17 protein-coding genes are annotated in these 20,638 nt (G+C 46.7%); 9 read left to right on the forward strand and 8 right to left on the reverse strand.

Features of this window, described 5'->3' with window-relative positions:
- Positions 1-59: 59 nt before the first annotated feature.
- Complete coding sequence (locus QUA42_RS19710) at positions 60-1,628, reverse strand: NAD(P)/FAD-dependent oxidoreductase (RefSeq protein WP_333139421.1); 1,569 nt, start codon at positions 1,626-1,628, stop codon at positions 60-62.
- 66 nt (positions 1,629-1,694) lie between these two features.
- On the opposite strand from QUA42_RS19710, the gene QUA42_RS19715 reads away from it, so the two are divergent.
- On the forward strand, positions 1,695-2,279 hold the full coding sequence (locus tag QUA42_RS19715; RefSeq protein ID WP_333139349.1) for a hypothetical protein: 585 nt from the start codon (positions 1,695-1,697) through the stop codon (positions 2,277-2,279).
- 286 nt (positions 2,280-2,565) lie between these two features.
- Here QUA42_RS19715 and QUA42_RS19720 read toward each other — a convergent pair whose 3' ends face one another.
- A complete protein-coding gene (locus QUA42_RS19720; RefSeq protein WP_333139351.1) occupies positions 2,566-3,048 on the reverse strand; it encodes a hypothetical protein in 483 nt (160 codons plus the stop codon).
- A 295-nt stretch (positions 3,049-3,343) separates the two neighbouring features.
- Between QUA42_RS19720 and QUA42_RS19725 the strand changes: the two genes are divergently transcribed.
- The gene (locus tag QUA42_RS19725; RefSeq protein ID WP_333139353.1) at positions 3,344-3,529 is read left to right on the forward strand and encodes a ribbon-helix-helix domain-containing protein; all 186 of its coding nucleotides are present in this window, start codon (positions 3,344-3,346) and stop codon (positions 3,527-3,529) included.
- 313 nt (positions 3,530-3,842) lie between these two features.
- On the opposite strand, the gene QUA42_RS19730 is transcribed toward QUA42_RS19725, so the two are convergent.
- From QUA42_RS19730 to metK, 4 genes are all read right to left on the reverse strand, one after another.
- Positions 3,843-5,804 (reverse strand): HAMP domain-containing sensor histidine kinase, encoded by a 1,962-nt coding sequence (locus QUA42_RS19730; RefSeq protein WP_333139355.1) that lies wholly within the window; start codon positions 5,802-5,804, stop codon positions 3,843-3,845.
- A gap of 558 nt (positions 5,805-6,362) precedes the next feature.
- A complete protein-coding gene (locus QUA42_RS19735; RefSeq protein WP_333139358.1) occupies positions 6,363-8,279 on the reverse strand; it encodes a HEAT repeat domain-containing protein in 1,917 nt (638 codons plus the stop codon).
- Positions 8,280-8,738: 459 nt separating this feature from the next.
- On the reverse strand, positions 8,739-9,914 hold the full coding sequence (locus QUA42_RS19740) for a family 10 glycosylhydrolase (RefSeq protein ID WP_333139360.1): 1,176 nt from the start codon (positions 9,912-9,914) through the stop codon (positions 8,739-8,741).
- Between the two features lie 208 nt (positions 9,915-10,122).
- The gene (gene metK / locus QUA42_RS19745) at positions 10,123-11,385 is read right to left on the reverse strand and encodes a methionine adenosyltransferase (RefSeq protein WP_242718244.1); all 1,263 of its coding nucleotides are present in this window, start codon (positions 11,383-11,385) and stop codon (positions 10,123-10,125) included.
- Positions 11,386-11,684: 299 nt separating this feature from the next.
- Here metK and QUA42_RS19750 point away from each other — a divergent pair, with 299 nt between their 5' ends.
- A complete protein-coding gene (locus tag QUA42_RS19750) occupies positions 11,685-13,409 on the forward strand; it encodes an AAA-like domain-containing protein (RefSeq protein ID WP_333139362.1) in 1,725 nt (574 codons plus the stop codon).
- Positions 13,410-13,501: 92 nt separating this feature from the next.
- On the opposite strand, the gene QUA42_RS19755 is transcribed toward QUA42_RS19750, so the two are convergent.
- Positions 13,502-13,849, reverse strand: coding sequence for a rhodanese-like domain-containing protein (locus QUA42_RS19755; RefSeq protein ID WP_333139365.1), 348 nt, complete (start codon positions 13,847-13,849; stop codon positions 13,502-13,504).
- A gap of 91 nt (positions 13,850-13,940) precedes the next feature.
- The gene (locus QUA42_RS19760) at positions 13,941-14,570 is read right to left on the reverse strand and encodes a hypothetical protein (RefSeq protein WP_333139366.1); all 630 of its coding nucleotides are present in this window, start codon (positions 14,568-14,570) and stop codon (positions 13,941-13,943) included.
- A 196-nt stretch (positions 14,571-14,766) separates the two neighbouring features.
- Here QUA42_RS19760 and rpsD point away from each other — a divergent pair, with 196 nt between their 5' ends.
- The 6 genes from rpsD to QUA42_RS19790 all read left to right on the forward strand — a co-directional run.
- Complete coding sequence (gene rpsD / locus QUA42_RS19765) at positions 14,767-15,375, forward strand: 30S ribosomal protein S4 (protein ID WP_172190738.1); 609 nt, start codon at positions 14,767-14,769, stop codon at positions 15,373-15,375.
- Between the two features lie 477 nt (positions 15,376-15,852).
- Positions 15,853-16,749, forward strand: a complete 897-nt coding sequence (locus tag QUA42_RS19770; RefSeq protein ID WP_333139368.1) for a hypothetical protein — start codon at positions 15,853-15,855, stop codon at positions 16,747-16,749.
- A 111-nt stretch (positions 16,750-16,860) separates the two neighbouring features.
- Positions 16,861-17,520 (forward strand): COP23 domain-containing protein, encoded by a 660-nt coding sequence (locus QUA42_RS19775; RefSeq protein ID WP_333139370.1) that lies wholly within the window; start codon positions 16,861-16,863, stop codon positions 17,518-17,520.
- A 108-nt stretch (positions 17,521-17,628) separates the two neighbouring features.
- A complete protein-coding gene (locus tag QUA42_RS19780) occupies positions 17,629-18,495 on the forward strand; it encodes a serine protease (protein WP_333139372.1) in 867 nt (288 codons plus the stop codon).
- Positions 18,496-18,530: 35 nt separating this feature from the next.
- The gene (locus tag QUA42_RS19785; RefSeq protein WP_333139374.1) at positions 18,531-19,514 is read left to right on the forward strand and encodes a serine protease; all 984 of its coding nucleotides are present in this window, start codon (positions 18,531-18,533) and stop codon (positions 19,512-19,514) included.
- Positions 19,515-19,634: 120 nt separating this feature from the next.
- On the forward strand, positions 19,635-20,638 hold a 1,004-nt coding region (locus tag QUA42_RS19790), incomplete at its 3' end, for an SdrD B-like domain-containing protein (RefSeq protein ID WP_333139376.1).

Below are 20,638 nucleotides of genomic sequence, written 5' to 3' on the forward strand. Positions count from 1 at the left end.
AAATACATAAATATAATTGCACGGAAAAAATTAATTAGGATTCCTCTGGGTCTAGAAAATCATTTAGGATTGCTATAACTAATAACTTCTCCAATCAATTGCAAATGTTTGTACAAAGGTGCGATCGTATTGGCTGCGATCGCCCCGCTAGCAGCAACAGCCGGCAAACCAATTCCCGGAAACGTCGAATCTCCGCAGCAAAACAGCCCCGCTAAAGGCGTTCTCGGCCCGGGAAACAAGCCGCTACCCGCCCGAATTCCGGGTCCGTAGGAACCGCGATGGCGGCGCAAAAACCGTTCGTGGGTTAGGGGTGTCCCGACTAAGGTGACTTCTGCGCGCGATCGAATATCGGGGATAATTCTCTCTAAGGCTTCCCACATTACCTCGGCGCGCGCTTGTTTTTGCAGCTTGTACGCTTCGCTGGTGCGATCGAGATTTTGCCACAAATCGTAAGGCTCGTTACCGGGCGTGTAGGCGTGAATGACGTGCTTTCCCGGAGGCGCGAGGTCGGGGTCGAGGAGGGAGGGAATCGAGACGAGAACGACGTTCTGAGGGGCCGAAACGCCCATTTCCCAGTCTTTCACGAAGATGTAGTGACAAGCCAAGTCCGATCGCACTCCGGCGGCGTCAATTCCCAGATGCAGGTGCATGAAGCTGTCGCATTCGGGAGTCGCCTGCCGCTGTTGGCGAAACCGTTTGGGGACAGAGTTTTCGGGCAGCAGTTTCAGGGTATCCCAAACCGAGGCGTTGGAGACGACGGCTTTGTGCGATCGAATAATTTTGCCCGATCGCAGCCGCACGCCCGCAGCCCGGTTGTTTTCCAGCAAAACTTCTGCAACGTGGGAATTTAGCAGCAACTGCCCTCCGTGGCGCTCTAAACCGCGTACCAGGGCATCGACGAGGGCTGCACTACCGCCGATCGGATAGTCCAAAACTGCATTGGGGCGATACCAGTCGGCGAACATGAAAGCGACTTCGGCTGCGATCGTTCCGTCGGCTGGAAGTCCAGACAGCAGGAAACACAACAAATTCAGCCAATTTCGGACAAACGGATCTTTGACATTTTTGTCCATAATTTTGCTGAAAGGGCCTGCAAGTGCGATCGCGTCGCCAGCACTTTGCAGGAAAGTCGGCGCAAATTTGCCGAGGGTAAAAACAGCGCCCAAATCGAAGCGCAAAGCCAGGGAGGGCAAGGCTGTGGCAGCTTTGGCGTAGGGTTCCATGATGCGCTGGAGTTGCCGCCATTCGGCGACTGCTGCGGCGCCGCGCAGTTTTGCGAGCACTTCGCCAAATTGACTCGCGCCTACGGATGTGTCGAAATCGCCTTCGGGCAAGCAGCAACCCCAAGTATCGTAAGTGATGCAGGGGAGTTTTTCGCCGATCGCATCCAAAACTTGCCGCAGGGGATTCGCAGACGGGCTGTAGGATAATCCTGAGTAAAGGGAGGGCCCGGAGTCGAAGCTAAATCCGTCACGTTCAAAACCGTGTGCGGCGCCGCCCGCGATCGAATGGCTTTCGCAGACAATCACGTCAAAGCCATATTTGGCAAGCATTGCACCGCAACTTAAACCGCCAATTCCGCTGCCGATGACGATGATTTCTGTGTCTGTGGGGGCGATCGCAACCATGTTTTTCTCCGCTACATCAGCTAATATTATCTCTGTTACCAACAATAAAACTGGTTTGTATATTAAATGGAAAATATATCTATTCTAGAACAAGCCGCTAAATCTAATTCTAAACCATCTTCCAACGCAGTAGTTGCCGCCCTCCTAGAAGCTGAGAAAAGCGCGAAAAAAACCAAAATTCGCTATTCTTTCGAGCCATTAATCGGCAACTGGCAACTCTGCTTTATCACCGGCACCAAAAAGACTAGACAAAAAGCGGGGATTGTGTTGGGTGCGGGACGTTACATCCCTCAGTGGATTGCGAAAATTCAAATTGCTTATTCGGCCGAACCTGTTGCTGAAGAGGAAGAAAATAGCGAAACCGGCAGGGTGGAGAATTCGGTGCAAGTTGGGGCGATCGCACTAACTCTTTCCGGGCCGACTAAGTTCTTGCCTAACAATATTTTAGCTTTTGATTTTACCAGAATAGCGGTGAAATTGTTGGGAAAAACTGTGTATCAAGGATTTATTCGCGGTGGAGAAGGGCGGGAGGCGGAATTTTTTAGTTTGAGTGTGGGGAAGCAGGCCTTTTTTGCATATTTTCTGGTAGAAGATGGGATAATTGCCGCTAGGGGAAGGGGCGGCGGCTTGGCTTTGTGGGGGAGAGTTTAGCTGGAAATGTGCGATCGGGAGACAACAGTATTCATGGATTCCAACTTATCTGTATCTCTCGTTTGTATCGAAGTGTATATCCCTCTAAATCCTCAGGGCTGTTTCATTCTCGCGAGGCCCGCCAGGGGTGGAAACCCCTGTCTCATAGCTGAAGTCGTCTGAACACGACTGAAAGAATCATTTATAGTCCTCATAGCGAGGACTTTCGCTATGAGGCGGGGGTTAAAACCCCCGACGAACTTAATAGGAAGTCGCTACAATTGTCACCGTCATTTGTGTTTATTTGTTAGGTGCGATCGCACACAACTTCAAACACTCCCTCTGGAATAAACCGACACAAAGCCCTCCGCCGATCGTCCGCATCTTGGCGGTTGACAAAAGGCGCAATTGTATAGGGTTCCGCATTCGGTAAAATGCGGACGATTGCCCAAGAATTACGATCGCCCTGCTTTGACTTTTCAGGTGTTTTCGAGATCGAATTTGAGTTGAGTTCGATCGCGGGGCGATCGGCGATCGTCGGAGAATTTGCTTTTCTGAGAGTGTTGAGATAGCGCGCGATCGTACTTCCTTTCAGATTCGCCCCGACGCGCAGAATCAGAAACACCGCAAAGCTTTCGATCTCTGGCCCAGTCATGCGCGCGCGATCGGCCTCAAAATCCTCATCAGAGTAGCTGCGGATACCCGACAGCAGTTGCGTGACGCCAAAGTCATCTACAGCTTGTTGATAGCCGCGGGTATATTCGCTGCCGTCGCTCACAGGCTTTACCATAGTAATAGTCTCTTTTTATTTGGATTGTCTCCTTGTATTTGGGGAACCATCAGCCAGCGCGGGCCCTGCAAAAGTTCAGCGCTGGCTTTTGACTCTCTAAGATTTTATCCATATATGCCGCATAAGTAAAGCACATATGCTCCATATGTGCATAAGGATCTAGATACAGCACAATATGCACGCGCTATCGGCGCATTGTGCTGTGCAAAAGCAGCATTGTGCTGCATATTCGACAAAATTGTCTACAATACTCGACAGTGACAATTGCCCTAAATAAAAAAATACTCAATTTCTAATGGCTAAACGTGTATCAACCTCCTTAGCAGATGGAATCTATGACCTACTTCAAGAGTGGGCAAATGAAGAACGCCGTTCAATCAGCGGCTTGTCAGCATTCATTTTGGAACAAGCTGTGAGGGAACGTCAAAAACAAATGCAAAAACAGTCCCCGCCCTCCGATGAGAAACAAGATAAAACTTGAGGGCAGTTTGTGCGATCGATCTTTTACTCCGTTCCCGGTAGAAGATTATCTACTTCTTCCTGATTATTCCTGATTCTTCCTTCGCGTCTTGGCGGTTCAATAATACTAAATGAAATTTATTAGAATCGATTTAGGTTGGAGTTCACGAGCCAGCAGTTTGTGCTGTTTGAATTTGTAAAATAACCAATTAGAATTAATAGAGGGCGATCGCCCCCACTGACAAGAGTAAAGCATTTGGAAATACAGCCAGAGGTTTAAAACATAAATTTTCGCCCCTCTGCTTACCCCCTACATCTCTCGCCCAAACATCAGATCACCCGTTTCCCGCCGGTATGCGGACAGTGAAAATAGACCCTTTTCCCTCTTCGCTTTCTACCAAAATCTCCCCACCCATCATCTGACAGTAGTGGCGGCTGAGTGTCAGCCCCAATCCGGCGCCGTCATAAGGTCGCGTTGTTGAACAGTCAGCTTGCACAAAAGCTTCAAACAATTTGTGCTGTTGTTCTTCCGACATTCCAATTCCGGTATCCTTAACCGATAAGCAAATCCAATCCGACTCTTCAACATTCAGCAGGGGACAAGCGATCGCCGCAGAAGGAGTTTCATCGGCAGGCATTGAATCGTCAATCGCCGATCGATCTACTGTATTCAATTTTCCGCTTCCTTCAATGCGCCTGACACTCAGTTTAACCCTGCCGTTTTTGGTGAACTTAGCAGCATTACTCAGCAGGTGCATCAAAACCTGCCGCACTTTTTTGAAATCTGCGTGCATGATACCTGCAGTTCGATCGCACTCAATCTCCAAAACATTGCCATTTTTTTCTACCAACGGTTTCACGGCACACGCAACATTGTCAACCAGAGATTCGATGTCAAACTCCTGGATTTCGAGTTTCATATCCCCCGTTTCAATTTTTGACAAATCGAGGATATCGTTAATCAAAGATAGCAGGTGCGTGCCCGCCTTCTGAATCTTGTCCAAGTCGGGTACAAACTCATCGCATCCCGCATCTTGGGCATCTTCTGAAAGTAATTGGCTGTAGCCGATAATCGCATTTAAAGGCGTCCGCAACTCGTGGCTCATATTCGCTAAAAACTGGCTTTTAGCAGTGTTAGCGGTGACGGCGGCTTCCTTAGCTAGTTTCAATTCTTTTGTATGTTCAGAAACTCGCTCGATCAGGTGATTGAGAGACACAGCTAATGAGCCTATCTCGTCTTGTCCGGTGACAGGAGCTCGCAAATCAAAATTCGACTCGGCGGCCACTTGTTCGGCAATCTGAGTGACGCTCACCACTGGTTTGGCGATCGCCCGACTGGTTCGGTCAGCCACAATTCCGGCTACCACTACCGACAGCAGCATACTAATAATAATTATGGCTTTTTCCATTCCTTGAGCCTCCTCCATCACTTCACCGCCTTGCCCCTCTTGCTGCTGGGCAATATCGAGGATTTTGCTCAATTCCTCAAGGCTGCTGTTAAGCTGTTTTACACCTTCTCCGCTTACTGTCGCCAAAATTTTTCTGGCCGACTCTATCTCCCCAGGTGACAGTTGCGATTGCTGGATTTCCTGCAAAGTTGGCTTGAGAGTATCGGCGTAGGATTCTAAATCTTCGGTGCAATCTTGCAGTAAACTTTTGAGAACTTCAGGCTTTACTGCCAGCCAAGCAGGTTGGCTGTCTGCAAACTTCTCTATGCGTAACCGCAGCTCTTTTGCCTGAACAATACTCTTGACAAACTGCTCTTCTTTCAATTCCAGATTGACAGGATTATCTACAAAAGAATCTAGCTGCGCTCCCTGCAATTGTGCCGCCAGCGCTGCATCTTTAAAATTCCCCAGCAATTGCGCTTGTAGGTGAGCGTCATTGAATTGTTCTAACCCTTGTCCTTGGTAGTAATCGGCAATCACCAGCCCGCTCAGGGAGCCAATGAATCCGATTCCTATTGCCAGGAAATACCCGCCGCCAATTTTTTTATGGATGGACCAACCGCCAATTTTAGAGGGCAACATTTTGCGGAGTTTTAAGCATGATATTTCTACAAAATCCTGGCTGGGAATTTTCTTATGTGGGGTTTCTATAGAAGCGACTTGTTCAGAAATAAAGAGCGGCATCAGTTTACCTACTTTGCTATTTTTTGGGTTTACCTTTCGCGTTGCCACAGGTTCTTTCTGCGGGTTAAATGGTTCTTCTGGATTGAACTCGCCCTGGTATTCCGAAACGGCAACCGATAAACTTGCTTCGTTCCCTGTTTTTTTTAGCAAGTTAATTTTTGACATATGCAACCCCTGTATTCTGTTGAAATCTACCACACTCTTAAGTTCTCCCAACGGTAAATATTGTCTATTTTCCAGTAGACATCTGTGAAAAAGCATCTGAAACTCTTGTCGAGTCAGAGGAGAAACTTAAACTTGGTGGATGTCTAATAGATAATTAGGCTGTTGATGGCTGTTGTCAAATTACTTTTTCGGCTTGTAAAAGTCTGTAGCAGGCAAAATAAAGAAAATTTTATCCCAGCATGGAATTCTGCAGGCAGAAAATTCTCTCTGACCTGTTTTGCCTGTGAGTAGCCCAAAGCTGATATTGTCTGTTGACAATGCACCCGATTCCTCAGCTTGGGAGTTTTGCTGCCAGCAATGGGACGATTGCTGGACGGTTTTTGTTGAGCATCCGACGACTTTCTAGCACAGAATGTCACAAATGCAGCAGCCGATCGAACTTTTGCACCCTGGCGATCGACTTTTGGCATCGTTGCCCCGCACAGACAAGTCTGAGGTGAAGGGTCGTTAGTTGAGTATAACTGTAGGGCTTGCGAAAAGAAACCCGGTTTCTGGGAGTCAACTGTTGGCGATTGCGAGTTCTGGAGTTGCGGTGGTCGATTCGATCGCCAGTGCTAGCTTACCGTCTCTACCCAAAGCTTCATCGGCCAAGTGTACCATCCAGCGATTCGGCTTGGCTTGGGGTCTGGCGGCGAGCACTAACGCCCAAGCTTCCCGTTCTTTGCCGCGACCCAACAGCGCAGCACAAACAGTCAAAGCTGTGGCCGTTGAACGGCTGATCCCACTTTGGCAGCAGATTAGCAAACTGCCTCCCTGCGACGACATTTTGAGGGCGAAGTCAATAATTTTCCTTACATCCTCAAGGGTAGGCAAGATTTGATCGGGGTCGTCAACGGGGGTGTCGAGGTCGTTAAACTCCAGGCACACTCGGTTTGCGATTTGATCGAAAGTTTTGGGTTCGGGCACACCCGGACTGCCGATCGAGATCAGGTATTTAATCTCGCGTCCCGCAGGGCGCTCAACAATGTATTCGCTGGCTTCTGCTTGCGAACCAATCAGAATTTTCGGAAGTTTTTCACCCGATAAATCTGGGGAAACAGAGGGCTCAAAATCAACTGTTTCTGCCTGAGTGCTGGCATCCGCCAAGTATTGGGCAGCCAGCGCACGAACGTCAGCAAATTCGCGATTTAAAGCTGTTTCCAGAGCCAAAATAGCAGCCGTTGAGCCAATTTGACCGAGGGATTTAACAGCGTTTTGGCGCACTCCAGAAGTTTCGTCTCCCAGCAGTCGCACCAAACCTGCCACAGCTTCCTCTGTCCCAATTTCCCCCAAAGCAGCAGCAACTCTCCACCGCACATAAGATTCGCTGTCGCCAATTGCGCTCGCCAGTCCGGCGACCACCATTTTTTGCAATTTCGCATCTCCCTCTGTATTGATGTTCCCGAGGGCAACCGCCGCCCTGCCGCGCACGAAAATATCTCGATCCGAGAGCGAGCCGATTACCGCCACCATAGCCACCTCGCTGCTGATTTCCCCCAAGGCAGAAACTGCACTGCCCCGAACGTCTGAGTCTTCATGGTTGAGGGCTTGCACCAGCCCGGCCACAGCCGTTTCCGTGCCGATTTGTCCCAAGGCCTCGGCGGCCCTCAAAGAAACTGCATAGGAGTCGGGATCGTCGTGAAGCAATTCTACTAAGCCGGGTACTGCCTCACAATCGCCGATTTTCCCCAAAGCCGCCGCCGCCCTAGCGCGGACGATGTGATTTTTATCTCTGAGGGCATTCAGCAGCCCGGGAACTACCTCAGGGACGCCGATTTTCCCGCAGTTGACCGCCGCCCGCCAGCGCACCTCGGAGTCTTGGTGTTTGAGGGCGTTGAGCAGCGCGGGGACGGCTGTTTTCGGGTTAATTTTGCCCAAGGCCCAAACAGCCCAGGCGCGCACCTTGGACTCTGGGTGTTTGACGGCTTTGAGCAGTGCTACGGCTGCTGGTTTCGAGTCAATTTCTCCTAAAGCCCAAGCGGCCCAAGCTTGGATTTGGGAATCTTTGGATTCGAGCGATCGGGCTAATTCAATTACTGCAGCTTCGGAGGCGATTTTCCCGATCGCTCGAATCCCATCAAGGCGCACTGCACTTTCTTTGTGGTGCAATGCGGCCACCAGCATCGGAATTGCCCGATCGGAACTTGTTAGGGCCAGCAGTTGAATTTTGAGCAGCGGCGAAGTGGGGATTTTGTCGATTAATTTTATTGTGGCTGTTTGAAATTCTGGCTTTACCGTTCCTGCTAGCTTCGAGCCTAGTTTTAAATTTACTTTTAGAGCTAATTTTACTGCCCGCAAAGCCAGACTTTGCTGTTCTACTTGCGGCAATATTGTCGCCAAGGTTCGCATCCCTTGTTTTTGTTTCAAATATTTTTGATTGAATTGAGCATCGCTGAGCTCGGGTAGCTCTTGGATGAGGTTTGCGGCTGAGTTCACTGATTTATCCTAATATTTTGGCGAGCGGTTGAGATTGCTCTTTTAAACTGTCTTTAAAAAATATGGTGTCTACAAAACGCTACTTCTAAAAAAAAGCTTGCACCCACTTCTAAAATATGTCTTATTCCACTATTTTTGCAACTGCCCAATTATTAATTATTGGGTTTGTTTGGGCAATCACCTTGACAATTAGTAGCGCTTGCTGCTTGGCATTGCTGGGTTTTGAGATAGCCTAACTCTGCTATATCATTTTATCCTCACATCTTGCACCATTGTCAGCAACAGGCAAGATAGCTGTTCCACAAGAAAACTCACCCTTTGTGGAACCGGCATCTTGCCTGTTCATCAAAGCTTATTGAAAATGGTGCAACATCTTATTTTATACCAACTTGGCTTGAAATAGCGATCGGCGCGGTTGACCGCAGCCAACCGGAAACAGCTTGATTGCGGGACAATCTCTCAACGAGCATAGGGCCCTTTTTTCAAAACCTTAGCCAAAGCGTTATCGTTATCTCGCAAACCTTCGTAAAAAAACATCACTTCTCCTTGAATCCCGCGAGAGCGGTTGTAAGCAATTACTTGCAACAACAGTTCGGGAGTTATGCTGTATTTGCTGCCTCGATTCGTCAACAAAATACCGGGCGACACGCACTTTACTTGCTGCCCGCTAAGCTGTCCCGACATCATTTTATCGACCAATTGTTTGTAAGCATTAAAATCGCGGCGATAAAACTGCGGGTGAAACAGATCGACCAAGTTTTTGTCAACCCAAGCTTTAGAATCTTGCAAATATTCCACCAGTCCCCAGTCATAAGGACTCGGCGACATCGATAGCAACAAATCAGGATTAATAGCTTTCACTTCTCGGTGTAAACGAGCTACAAACTCAGTAATAATATTAGCACGCCACTGCACCCAATGTTGCTCTTTACAATCCGACGGTGCTGCTTTACCGCACTCTTCTCGATAGCGTTTAACAGTTTTTTCGTCGTAACCGCCTTCTACCGGAAACGCAATGCGATCGTCTCCTTGTACCCCGTTTACCGGATAATTCTTAGCAACTTCCAGCATCAACCCCATCACAAAGTCTTGCACTTCCCGGTCAAGAGAATTCATCCAGTCAAAGTTATTTTTTTTAAGTAAATTGCCGCTGGCATCACGGGCGGTCCACTCAGGTTTTTTCGCCAGCAAATGACCGCCCTTGCGATTGTAAGAACTCACAAATCCGTATTCAAAACAAGGAATAACTTTTAAACCAACTCTCTTGGCCTCAACACATATTTCTGCTAAGGGGTCGCGACCTTGATAGCGCGAATCAATTTCCACCCCAAATTTTTCTCGCATAATTTTAGAAGGATAAGCCGTATAACCCTGGCTCCAAATTATAGGAAAAACGGTATTAAATCCCGTATCGGCGAGAAAGTCCATTGCCTCAGCAATTCGCTCTTTTGATGTGAGAACTTTGGAGTCAGTGGTGGTTATCCAAACGCCGCGAATTCCACCAGGATTGTTAGTCGCAAACGAACTTGGCAGCGTTGCTGGATTTGGTGCAGAAACTCCAGTCGTCGCCAACCGCTGTTGGAGGGAAGAGGCAAAATTCCGAATTGCTGATTGAAAAGGTGTGAAAAATCGCATTTATTTATTCTTTGTTTCTTTGAAGGTGGGTACTGAACCCGCTACGTTATTGATTGGTAGCACCCGGTATTATTTATGGATAAGATGCGCCGAAGAACCGCCTATATTATTTATTTATGGATAAGGTGCGGAGTACGCACCCTACATTCATTGGTAGCACCCGATATTATTTATGGATAAGGTGCGCTGCGCGCACCCCAAAATCGTACTATCCAGCTACTCCCGACAACTTCTGGCTCAAAGCTTCTTTCAAAAGTTCTGCCTTATCAGTTTCCTCCCAAGGCAAATCTAAATCAGTGCGCCCGAAGTGACCGTAAGCCGCCACATCTTGATAGAAACGGCCGCCTCTTTCAGCAGGCAAATTCTGCAAGTTAAATGCCTGAATGATTCCCGCAGGACGCAGTTCAAAATGCTGCTTCACAACTTCCAAAAGGCGATCGTCATCAACTTTTCCAGTGCCAAAAGTTTCGATCATCATGCTAACAGGCCGCGCAACCCCGATCGCATAACTCAACTGCACTTCGCACTTTTGGGCTAAACCAGCCGCTACGATATTTTTAGCAACGTAGCGACAAGCATAAGCCGCGCTGCGGTCTACCTTGGTGGGGTCTTTCCCAGAAAAAGCGCCGCCGCCGTGGCGGGAATAGCCGCCGTAGGTATCCACAATAATTTTGCGGCCGGTCAAACCCGAATCTCCTTGAGGCCCGCCGACCACAAATTTGCCGGTGGGGTTGACAAGGAAGCGAGTTTCTGCATCTGGCTTCACGCTAATATCGGCAAACACGGGTTGGACGATAGCAGTCCAAAGGTCTTCTTTGATTTTGGCTTGAACTGCGGCTGTGTCTGTAATGTCGCCGATGGTTTCGGTGTGCTGCGTAGAAATTAAAATCGTATCTATGCCAACAGGTTTGCCGTCCTCATAGATGACTGTAACTTGGCTTTTGCCGTCGGGACGCAGGTAAGATAACTGACCGGTTTTGCGGACTGCTGCCAGTTGACGGCAAATCCGGTGCGCTAAACTGATCGGCAGAGGCATCATTTCCGGCGTTTCGTTGCAAGCAAAGCCGAACATCAAACCTTGGTCGCCAGCGCCGATGGCGTCCAATTCCTCTTCACTCGATTGTTCCCGGCTTTCGTGGGCTGTGTTCACCCCTTGAGCAATATCGGGAGACTGAGAATCAAGAGCCACCAACACTGAGCAACTATTGGCCGAAAAGCCGTTGTCAGCGTGGATGTAGCCAATATCGGCTATTTTTTTCCGGGCTAATTCTATGTAATTTACCTGAGCTTTAGTGGTAATTTCGCCCGTCAGCAGCATTAAGCCTGTGTTGACGACAACTTCGGCTGCGACGCGGCTTTTAGGGTCTTCAGTCAGTAAGGCATCTAAAATCGTATCTGAAATTTGATCGCAGATTTTATCGGGATGGCCTTCAGTGACCGATTCAGAGGTAAACAGGTAGCGGCGTGACAATGATTATTTCTCCTTAGATAGGGGCTCTTCCTGCGCGACATCGACGACCGACGAGTTATTTTTCCAAAAGCCAAGAATGAGCGCGTCTGGGCTACGGTCGAATTTTTGTCGATCTGCAGAGCCGTGTTGAAGCAGGTTTTGAGACTGGGTAAAGTGACACTACTATAGCAAAGTCAGTTCCGGGAAGTCCCTAAAAACTTAGATTTTTTAGGATTGTCGATCGATCTTGGACACCGCTCGTCTAGCTCCTAACCTGACCAAGGTAAGATACAGTCAGGGTATCGCCTTGTGCAAGAACTATGGCAGGACTCCAAAAATCACCAAACTTGATCCAAACAGTTGCCGACCTAGAATTTCCCGGCGGCCCCATACCGCTTGACTCTCCATTTTATATAGATCGCTCAGACGCCGAAGCCCTGGCCTGTGCAGAAATTAGCAAACCCGGAGGCCTTGTTCGCATTAAAGCTCCCAAAAAAATGGGCAAAAGTTCGCTGATGCTGCGGATAATTGACGCGGCAGTCGATCGTGGATACCGAACAGTAACTGTAGACTTTCAGCAAGCCGACGCAGCGGTTTTTGCTAGTTTAGATAATTTTTTGCGCTGGCTTTGTGTCAATGTCGCTCGGCAACTCAAACTCGATCCAAATATTGATGAATTCTGGGATGAAGATATGGGCAGCAAGGTAAGCTGCACTATTTACTTTGAAAACTATTTGCTCGCACAAAGTGACAGTCCTATTGTCTTGGTGATAAACGAAATCAATCGAGTATTTGAACGCACCAATATTGCTCAAGATTTTCTGTCGGTGATCCGTTTTTGGTACGAACAAGCTCGCGCTAGCAAAATTTGGCAAAAACTCCGCACCGTTGTCATTCATTCGACAGAAAATTATATTAATTTGAATGTTAATCAATCTCCATTTAATGTAGGAATGCCGATCAAACTTTCAGAATTTACTGCTGAACAAGTTCAAGATTTGGCGTGCAAATACGGACTAAAATGGAGCAATAGCGATCCGATAGAGCAATTAATGAACCTGGTAGGTGGGCATCCTTATTTAGTGCATTTAGCACTCTATCACCTGGCAATTTTGCCACAAAACCGCCTGTCGGTCGATCGGGATGAGCCTGGGGAGAAAATAGCGCGAGCCGAGTTTGCAGAACTTTTAACAGCAGCTCCTACTTACAGCGGAATTTATAGCGACTACTTGCAACATCAGTCGATCGCCATTCAACAGCATTCCGAACTCGCTTCCGCATTCCAACAAGTTGTCGATGCTAAAAATAGCATTCATCTCGAACCTTTGATAGCTTATCATTTAGAGAGCATGGGACTGGTCAAATTAGAGGGAAATAACTGTAGTTTGTCTTGCGAATTATATCGCCTGTATTTTCAAGAGCAAAATTTGTGCGCTGACAAGTGGTCGGTCGTTCGTTTTGAGGAGTTGCAGCAAGAAAATCAAAGGCTGCAAGCTTTGGTGAATGTGGACGAACTTACTCAAATTGGCAACAGACGATATTTTGATAGTTGCTTGCGAACGGAATGGAAACACATGAATCGCGAGGGTTCTCCGATATCTTTAATTTTGTGCGACCTCGATTATTTCAAAATATATAATGATACCTACGGACATCAAGCAGGAGATGAGTGTTTGCGATTAGTAGCTCAGACAATTCGCCGATCGCTCCAGCGTCCTGCTGATGTAGCTGCTCGCTACGGGGGCGAGGAGTTTGCTGTGATTTTACCTGAAACTGATGCGTCGGCGGCTGTGGTTATTGCCGAACAAATTAGAGCGAAAGTGAAAGATTTGAAGATTGTTTTTAACCCGAAGAGTCTTGACGGTCTGCCTAATTCTGTGGTAACGATTAGTTTAGGGATTGCCAGCGTTGTTCCGAGCGAGGAAAATGATGCAATAACGCTGCTACTGGCGGCTGATGAGGCTCTTTATGAGTCGAAAAGGCAGGGGCGCGATCGCCTCACTATGAGTACGCTTTTAAATTTTCGATTTGCTGCTGTTAATTAGGTAATTCGGGGGAAATATAATTCGTTTCTACACATACAAAGTCCGCCCGTGCGGACTCTTTAAAAAACGATAGTTAAGAACTGGATCTGATGTTAATAGCGGGGGACGGTTCGATCGACCACGATTGAGTAAGCATCGATGCCGCCAACAATATTTTTAACGTTGGTAAATCCTCGCTCCGTTAACCAATGGCACATTTGAGCCGATCGCACTCCGTGATGGCACAGAACAAGGGTTTCTTTGTCGCGATCGAGTCTAGCGTCAATTTCACCCGACCATTCGGCAAACTCGCTCAGCGGAAAAGCTACAAATCCCGGCAGCGCCGCGAGTTCAATTTCGTAAGGTTCCCGCACGTCTACAAGCTGCAATCTCTCAGCATTGGTTTCTGCTAATTGGCGAGCTAATTCTTCGACTGTAATTTGAGAAAAAATTTCTGACATTTGATTAGGAAAAAGTAGTCATCAGTCATTAGCCATCAGTCAACCGTTAACAGTCAACAGTCAACCGTTAACAGTCAACAGTCAACCGTTATTAATTGATGGGCGAAGGCGGTGGAATTAGCTCCACAGGAGGGGTAGGTGCAGGGCGCCCGTCCAACTGGCTCACGCTGTCGCTGGGGTCAAGACAAGTGGCGATTAACCGGTCAGTGGGAAAGTCGAGCCTGCCGCTCAAACCGACTACGCATTCAGCAAACTGTTGCGGCAATAAACTGCGGCGGCATCCATCGAGCACTACCAGGGGATCTGCCGGTTGAGTTCGACTTTTGCCGTTAATATTCACTACGCAAGTAGCCAATTCCTTGGGACGCCTCACCCGCCGACAGCTAGAGAGCGCTTCGACACCAGAAATATTGGTTTTGCGGTTGATTTGGAGGGCGCATCTAGATATGTCGCGGGGGCGGAGGGCGTCAGCACAAGCGGCGGCGGCGGCCTCTGCCCCCACTCCGGCTTCTATTAGTTCCAGGGCGCAGACGCGATAGGGATTCCTAGAGCGAGGGATTCTAATAGTGATGGCTGATGCTGGCGAGATTGGCAGTGCTGTTGCCAACAAACCGAGTGCTGCTAGCTGCGTGCCGAGAGCCAATATCCAGCGCGCGGTAGGGCTTGAGGCTGTCGGTGCTGGTTTTGGGGAAGAAGTGCGGGAGAAATTGCGGTTGTGCATAGCAGATCGAGTAGTGAGTTTTTTTGGCTGATTGGGGCGATCGAGCGATCGGCTTTTCCTTCAGAATTTACCGCACATTATGGATCGCCCTCCGGTCGATCGTTTTTTTATCGATCTTTGTTGGAATTTTGACCGTTACCAACCTATAATATAGAGTCTGCATAAAATTGCATACAGATATTAGAGAGGAAAATAAATGTCTCGATATCGAGGCCCCCGATTGAGAATCGTCCGTCGCCTGAAAGAGTTGCCGGGTCTAACCCGCAAAACCCCCAGACGAGATTATCCGCCTGGACAGCACGGTCAAAACCGCAAAAAGCTCTCTGAGTATGCGGTTCGCTTGCAAGAAAAGCAAAAACTCCGTTTCAATTACGGTGTGACGGAACGCCAACTGCTCCGTTACGTCCGCAAAGCCCGCCGTGTCACGGGCTCCACAGGTCAAGTGTTACTGCAATTTTTGGAAATGCGCTTGGACAATACTGTGTTTCGGATGGGAATGGCTCCAACCATTCCGTCCGCTAGACAATTGGTAAATCACGGTCACATAACTGTCAATGACCGTGAAGTGAATATCGCCAGCTATCAGTGCAAGCCTGGTGATGTGGTTGCGGTGAAAAATAGAGAGCGCTCGCGCACAATGGTAGAAGCTAATCTCAAAGACCCAGGCTTGGCTCACTTGCCGAATCACTTGGAATTTGATAAGCAAAAACTGGTTGGCAAAGTTAATGGCGTTATCGAACGCGAGTGGATTGCTCTACAGATTAACGAACTGCTAGTGGTGGAATACTACTCACGGCAAGCTTAAGTTATTAGTCATCAGTCGTTGGTCATTAGTCATCAGTTGGTTGCTAGCAGAATAATTAATAATTGGGTACGAACCCAGTTATTGATTAATTGCTACTGAATAATAAGGACTAAGGACTGAGGACTAAGAATTCATAATTTTCAACACTCCCACCCCTAAAAAGGGATGGGATTTTTTGAAGGTTTCGCTTCAAATACCCCTAAGCTTTTCTGCTATTTGCTTGAATTTTTTAAGGGTACTTAAACAATAAACCTATTGCAAAAGTCTGGACGCGATAATTTTTAGGAAAATGCCAACTGTACCGTTCAGGGGGCAACAAGCGCCTCCAAAGCAAAAGCATTACAATACAGTGAAGTTAAACTTCGGAGTTTGACTCTGAATAGGTTAAATTTTTTAAACTTTTGTAACAATTGCCAATATAGTCCTACAGCAGTTGGGTATCTAATCTATAGTCGGGATGTGGAGGTTATAAGGACTATGAAATACATTAAGTTTCAAAGAATTGCTCTAACCGCGGCTCTGATCGGTGCGACCACAGCCGGTTTTAACAGCACAGTTATGGCACAGCAGGCGTTAGAGTCCACAAAGACTCTTACTGGGAGAATTGATGATTCATCACCTCTTTTTCTTATTTCTGGTAAATCTCATCCTGGAATAGAGCACACCTTTCAAGCTGTAGCAGGTGATAATATTCAAATCACAGCGGTGAGCGAGCAAGGCTCTGCAATTGATATTGTTTTAATGGTGTATCCGCCCAATCAGGCACCTATAGGTCCTTTTGATCTAAACTTAAATGGAGGTACAAAGGAAGTTTTTTCGGAAAACTCTATTGATACTGGAGGGAAGTGGAAAGTTCGTGTAGTTTCTAATAACGATCTACCTGGAAACTACAGCATCACGCTTCTTGTTAAACGCAATGGTGGTGTGGTGGAACCCCAAGACAAGTTGTCTGAGGCGGATCAGCTGATGAAAAAACTCGGCTTAACCTCAACAGCTTGCAGTTCTCCTGCTGTCGTCGCAGTCATTGACATTGGAGGTGAAAAAAGATGTACAAGGGGTTGGGATGCGGGAGAGTGGGTTTACAATGCAGAGAAAAATGAGCTAATCCCTAAAAATCCTGCCGATCCCTATATTGCAACGATCAATAGTTGGGGAGCAACTCGTGTCGATTGTAATGCAGGGACTGCTGTGGTTAGGATTGCTTTTGAAACGGACAAAGTTTACTGTATTCTACCGAGATCAGGAGTACCGGCTGGGAACTACACCTACGATCGCACAACGAAAGAGATTTTTCCCCAGAATGCTGCTCCCCCAACCCCTAGCTACACTCCCAGGCCAGTAGATACACCGCCTGACGACGGATCAATATTGTGAGTTGTTGTTACAAGCCGTAAAAAATTGCGGATTAATTGATAATAACAACTTGATGACCTGGGTGCTTTTATTCAATGCTTTCGCTTATTTTATTATTAGGAAACAAACATCATGAAATCTCAATGGCTCGCTTCCCTTTCATGTTTAGCAATGGCTGTCGCAGGTATGGTGACGTTAACCAGTGAAGCCCAAGCTGAACGACTGCCTGCTCCTCGCGGCATCCCAATAGGGCCGTCTAATCCTAATCCTCCAACCCCACCTCCAGGTCCACGCCCCCCAGCAATGACAACTGTTAGTTGTGCAGGTACAGTAACAGTCGCTCAAAGGAATGGCGGCGAACCAAAAGTAATTTTTATATGGAGTACCAATTACTTTGGAGAGCAATATTCTCCTGAAACCCGCTGCCAAGAGGTTTCCTCTAGACTGCATAATGCAGTCATGGCGAATGGAGGAAGTTTTGCAGGAATCCGTTTTGAGAGTGGAGTTGTCAACCGGCTACTGGTCGTTTGTGTTCTAGGGAAAGGTCAATCTCAGTGCAACTCCGGCAATCAGTTGTTTACCCTCAAGCCAGAAAATCGACCTCGCGTTCGACAAATTCTGGAAGAGTTAACGAATTTTTCAGCTTCAAAAAAAGCATCGACTGGTATTGTGGAAGATAATGGTGAGGGAATACAAGTCGATATCAGTGATTTAGAGCAGGAATTAGGAACTTCCGATCCGTCCTATGCACCTCAGTCTCCATCTCAACCTGATCCCAACGATCTGTTGTAATCTCTGATCGTAATCAGTCCCCAAAAATTAACCAGAAAGAATCTTTTGTAGGGGCTGTCCTGTAGAGGCATCCCCTACTTTTTTAAACTTGATGTTTATGGGCTCACAATGGAGTTATTATCTACCTTAATTGGGTTACAATTATTCGTCGTTAGTCCGGTATTGCGCGAATTTTCAAGGGGTTGGGGGGTTCCATTTCCAACTCATCCCCAGAGTTCAATCATTAATACCGCAACCGTTCAACTCTCCCAAACACTAACTTCCCGTTTACCGGCAGTCGGCGTATCAGTTCCTGAAATTGCTAGACAAGCTACCGTTAGAATCCTAACAGAACCCGGTTTAGGATCGGGTGTAATTATCGATCGCCAAGGACAAACCTATACAGTATTGACTTGCTATCATGTTGTGGAGAATAGCTATTACAACAAATACACGGTTCTTACCTCAGACGGTCAATCCTATCACGCTGAATGGCTGCGGTCTGTTCAGTTCGCCAACTTAGATTTAGCCTTAGTTCAGTTTACCAGTAACCAATCCTATCGAGTCGCTACCATAGATTTACAACCCCTTGCACTAGGAGAATTAGTTTATGCCTCTGGATTTCCGAATTGGTATTGGCCCAACCAAAATACACCTTTAAGCACAAAGGAGTGGGGAAATAAAGCGTACCGTTTAACGGTGGGAAAGGTGGGAATGTTATTGAAGCGAACGCTTCCCGACGGATACCAACTAGGTTACACCAATGAAATTGAAAATGGCATGAGTGGAGGGCCAGTTTTAAATCAATATGGTCGATTAATTGGCATTAATGGCCGCCTTAAGTATCCGTTTTCAGGAATTGATGCGTTTAAATTTGAGGATGGAACAGTTCCTTCAGAAGAGCTATTTCAACAAATGGAAGCCTTAAGTTGGGCGATTCCCATTTCGCGGTTTCAGAAACCCAAAACTCCTCCCGCTTCAGAAACATTATTTTAGAAATCTGAGCAAGAGTTTTTATACAATTAGAATTGATGATATTAACAATTATGATTCTCTCCCGTCGAGGCTCTAGCATTTTATCGCTGTTTTTAGCGTTAATTACAGCGATCGGCTTAATTTTATTAAGTTCACCTTCTCAAGCAATTATGCCCGATGATATCGATGCGATGTCTTCCCAAACCACAGTTTTAATTGGGAAATCTTTTATTAAAAATAGTGAGGGAGAGCTAGGAGCATATAGTGCAGGTTCAGGTGTGATTGTTGCCCGCAGTGGTAATACTTATTATGCAGTCACCAATACCCACGTTGTTCAACAACCTAACGGTGAAGGTATTTGGGGGGTTGTGACCTGGGATGAAAAATTTCATGAAGTTCGCGATGTTGGGGATAATATCATTCGATTTGGGGACTATCAGTCTAGGGAGTTCACCGGAGGATTTGACCTCGCCTTAGTCAAATTCACCAGTAATAAGGATTATCCAATTGCTGTTATGAGTAATTCTGAACAGATTCAAGTTAATGACCCAGTTTATCTATCCGGTTGGCCTGACCCAGAAGGAGGCGGGGCTCGTATTGTGCGTGTTTTTAGTCCCGGTAAGTTAGTTAAAATTGATAATACTCCCTTTTATAATGGGGGGTATAACATTATGTATGATAACTGGACTAAAGGGGGGATGAGTGGCAGTTCAGTTTTTAATCAAAAGGGAGAAGTAATCGGGATTCATGCTGCTGGCAGAAAAAACGGCAACAGTTACTGCATCGATCCGGAGTTAAATCTTAATAGTAGTTGTGGAATTCAAGCGGTTTATTTGATTAGTCAAATTGAAGCTAAGCAGATTAGACTAACTTTTAATCCGCCACCAGTCAATCCTTCGGTAATTTCTAGAGGACGGGCAAATAAAGCTGAGGCAGATGTCATTGAGGATGTGTATAAAATATTTAATCGTGTAGAATCACAACTCAGAGATTGTCCAACCGGGGTCCTTATTGATGAATCTGGATGTGAAAGTTTGTAGTGGTAAAAAGTAGCGATTTTTGCCTTCTCGATTATTCTCTCTAAATCGTTGAAGCTTACTCAAAAAAAGATTCACTGACAGGTCGTTGAATTCTAACAACTCTCTACCACTCTCAAAAAAATGAACAACTTAACCTTACTTCCCAGCAATAACCTCATTTCAGCTTTAGATAGTAATAACAACAGCACACTTGAGACAGGGGGATTAGCAATTTTAACGAATAACCTGAAGTTTGCAAAACAAACTACTCCGGTTACAGAACCTCTCATTACTCCGGGTACAGAACCTCTCATTACTCCGGGTACAGAACCTCTCATTACTCCGGGTACAGAACCTCTCATTACTCCGGGTACAGAACCTCCCATTACTCCGGGTACAGAACCTCTCATTACTTTTACTGGCAGTATTCAAGGAACAAAATTTACCAACGATCTCAATCGTAACGGAATTTTTGAAGCGGGAGTCGATCTACCTCAGCCGGATGTTACCATATTTTTAGATCAGAATAATAACGGTCGACTGGATAACGGAGAATTACAAACTCCCACAAATAGTTTAGGTGGTTATTCCTTCTCAAATTTATCCCCCGCCACCTATACTGTTCAAGAAATTGTTCCTGCAGGGTTCACTCGTGTTACTCCAGTTCAACCTGTTACTGTCGTTGCTAATCAGACCACTAACTTTGACATTCTTAATATTGCACAAACACCACCAAATGTCACGGGTAGTATTAGTGGCAGGAAATTTAATGATATCAATGCTAACGGAAATCTTGACGTAGGAGAACCAGGAATTCCAGGATTTACTATTTACATCGATCTCAACACAAACAACATCTTTGATAGCAGTGAACCCTCAAGACTAACAGATGCCACAGGTTCCTATCAGTTCAATGACTTACAACCCGGTACTTACACACTTCGGGAAGTCCAACAACCGGGTTTTGTAGCCACTCAGGTTCCTGCTCCAGTTACAATTCCTCTTTCTACGAGTGCGACAGTTCCTAATTTCACAAATATCAACTTTGGAAATCGTCGTGACACTGGCAGTATTAGTGGCAGGAAATTTATTGATGTCAACGCTAACAGGACTTTTGAACCGGGAACCGATCAACCTCAGTCAGG

The organism is Microcoleus sp. Pol11C2, from assembly GCF_036701505.1.
Taxonomy (GTDB): Bacteria; Cyanobacteriota; Cyanobacteriia; order Cyanobacteriales; family Microcoleaceae; genus Microcoleus.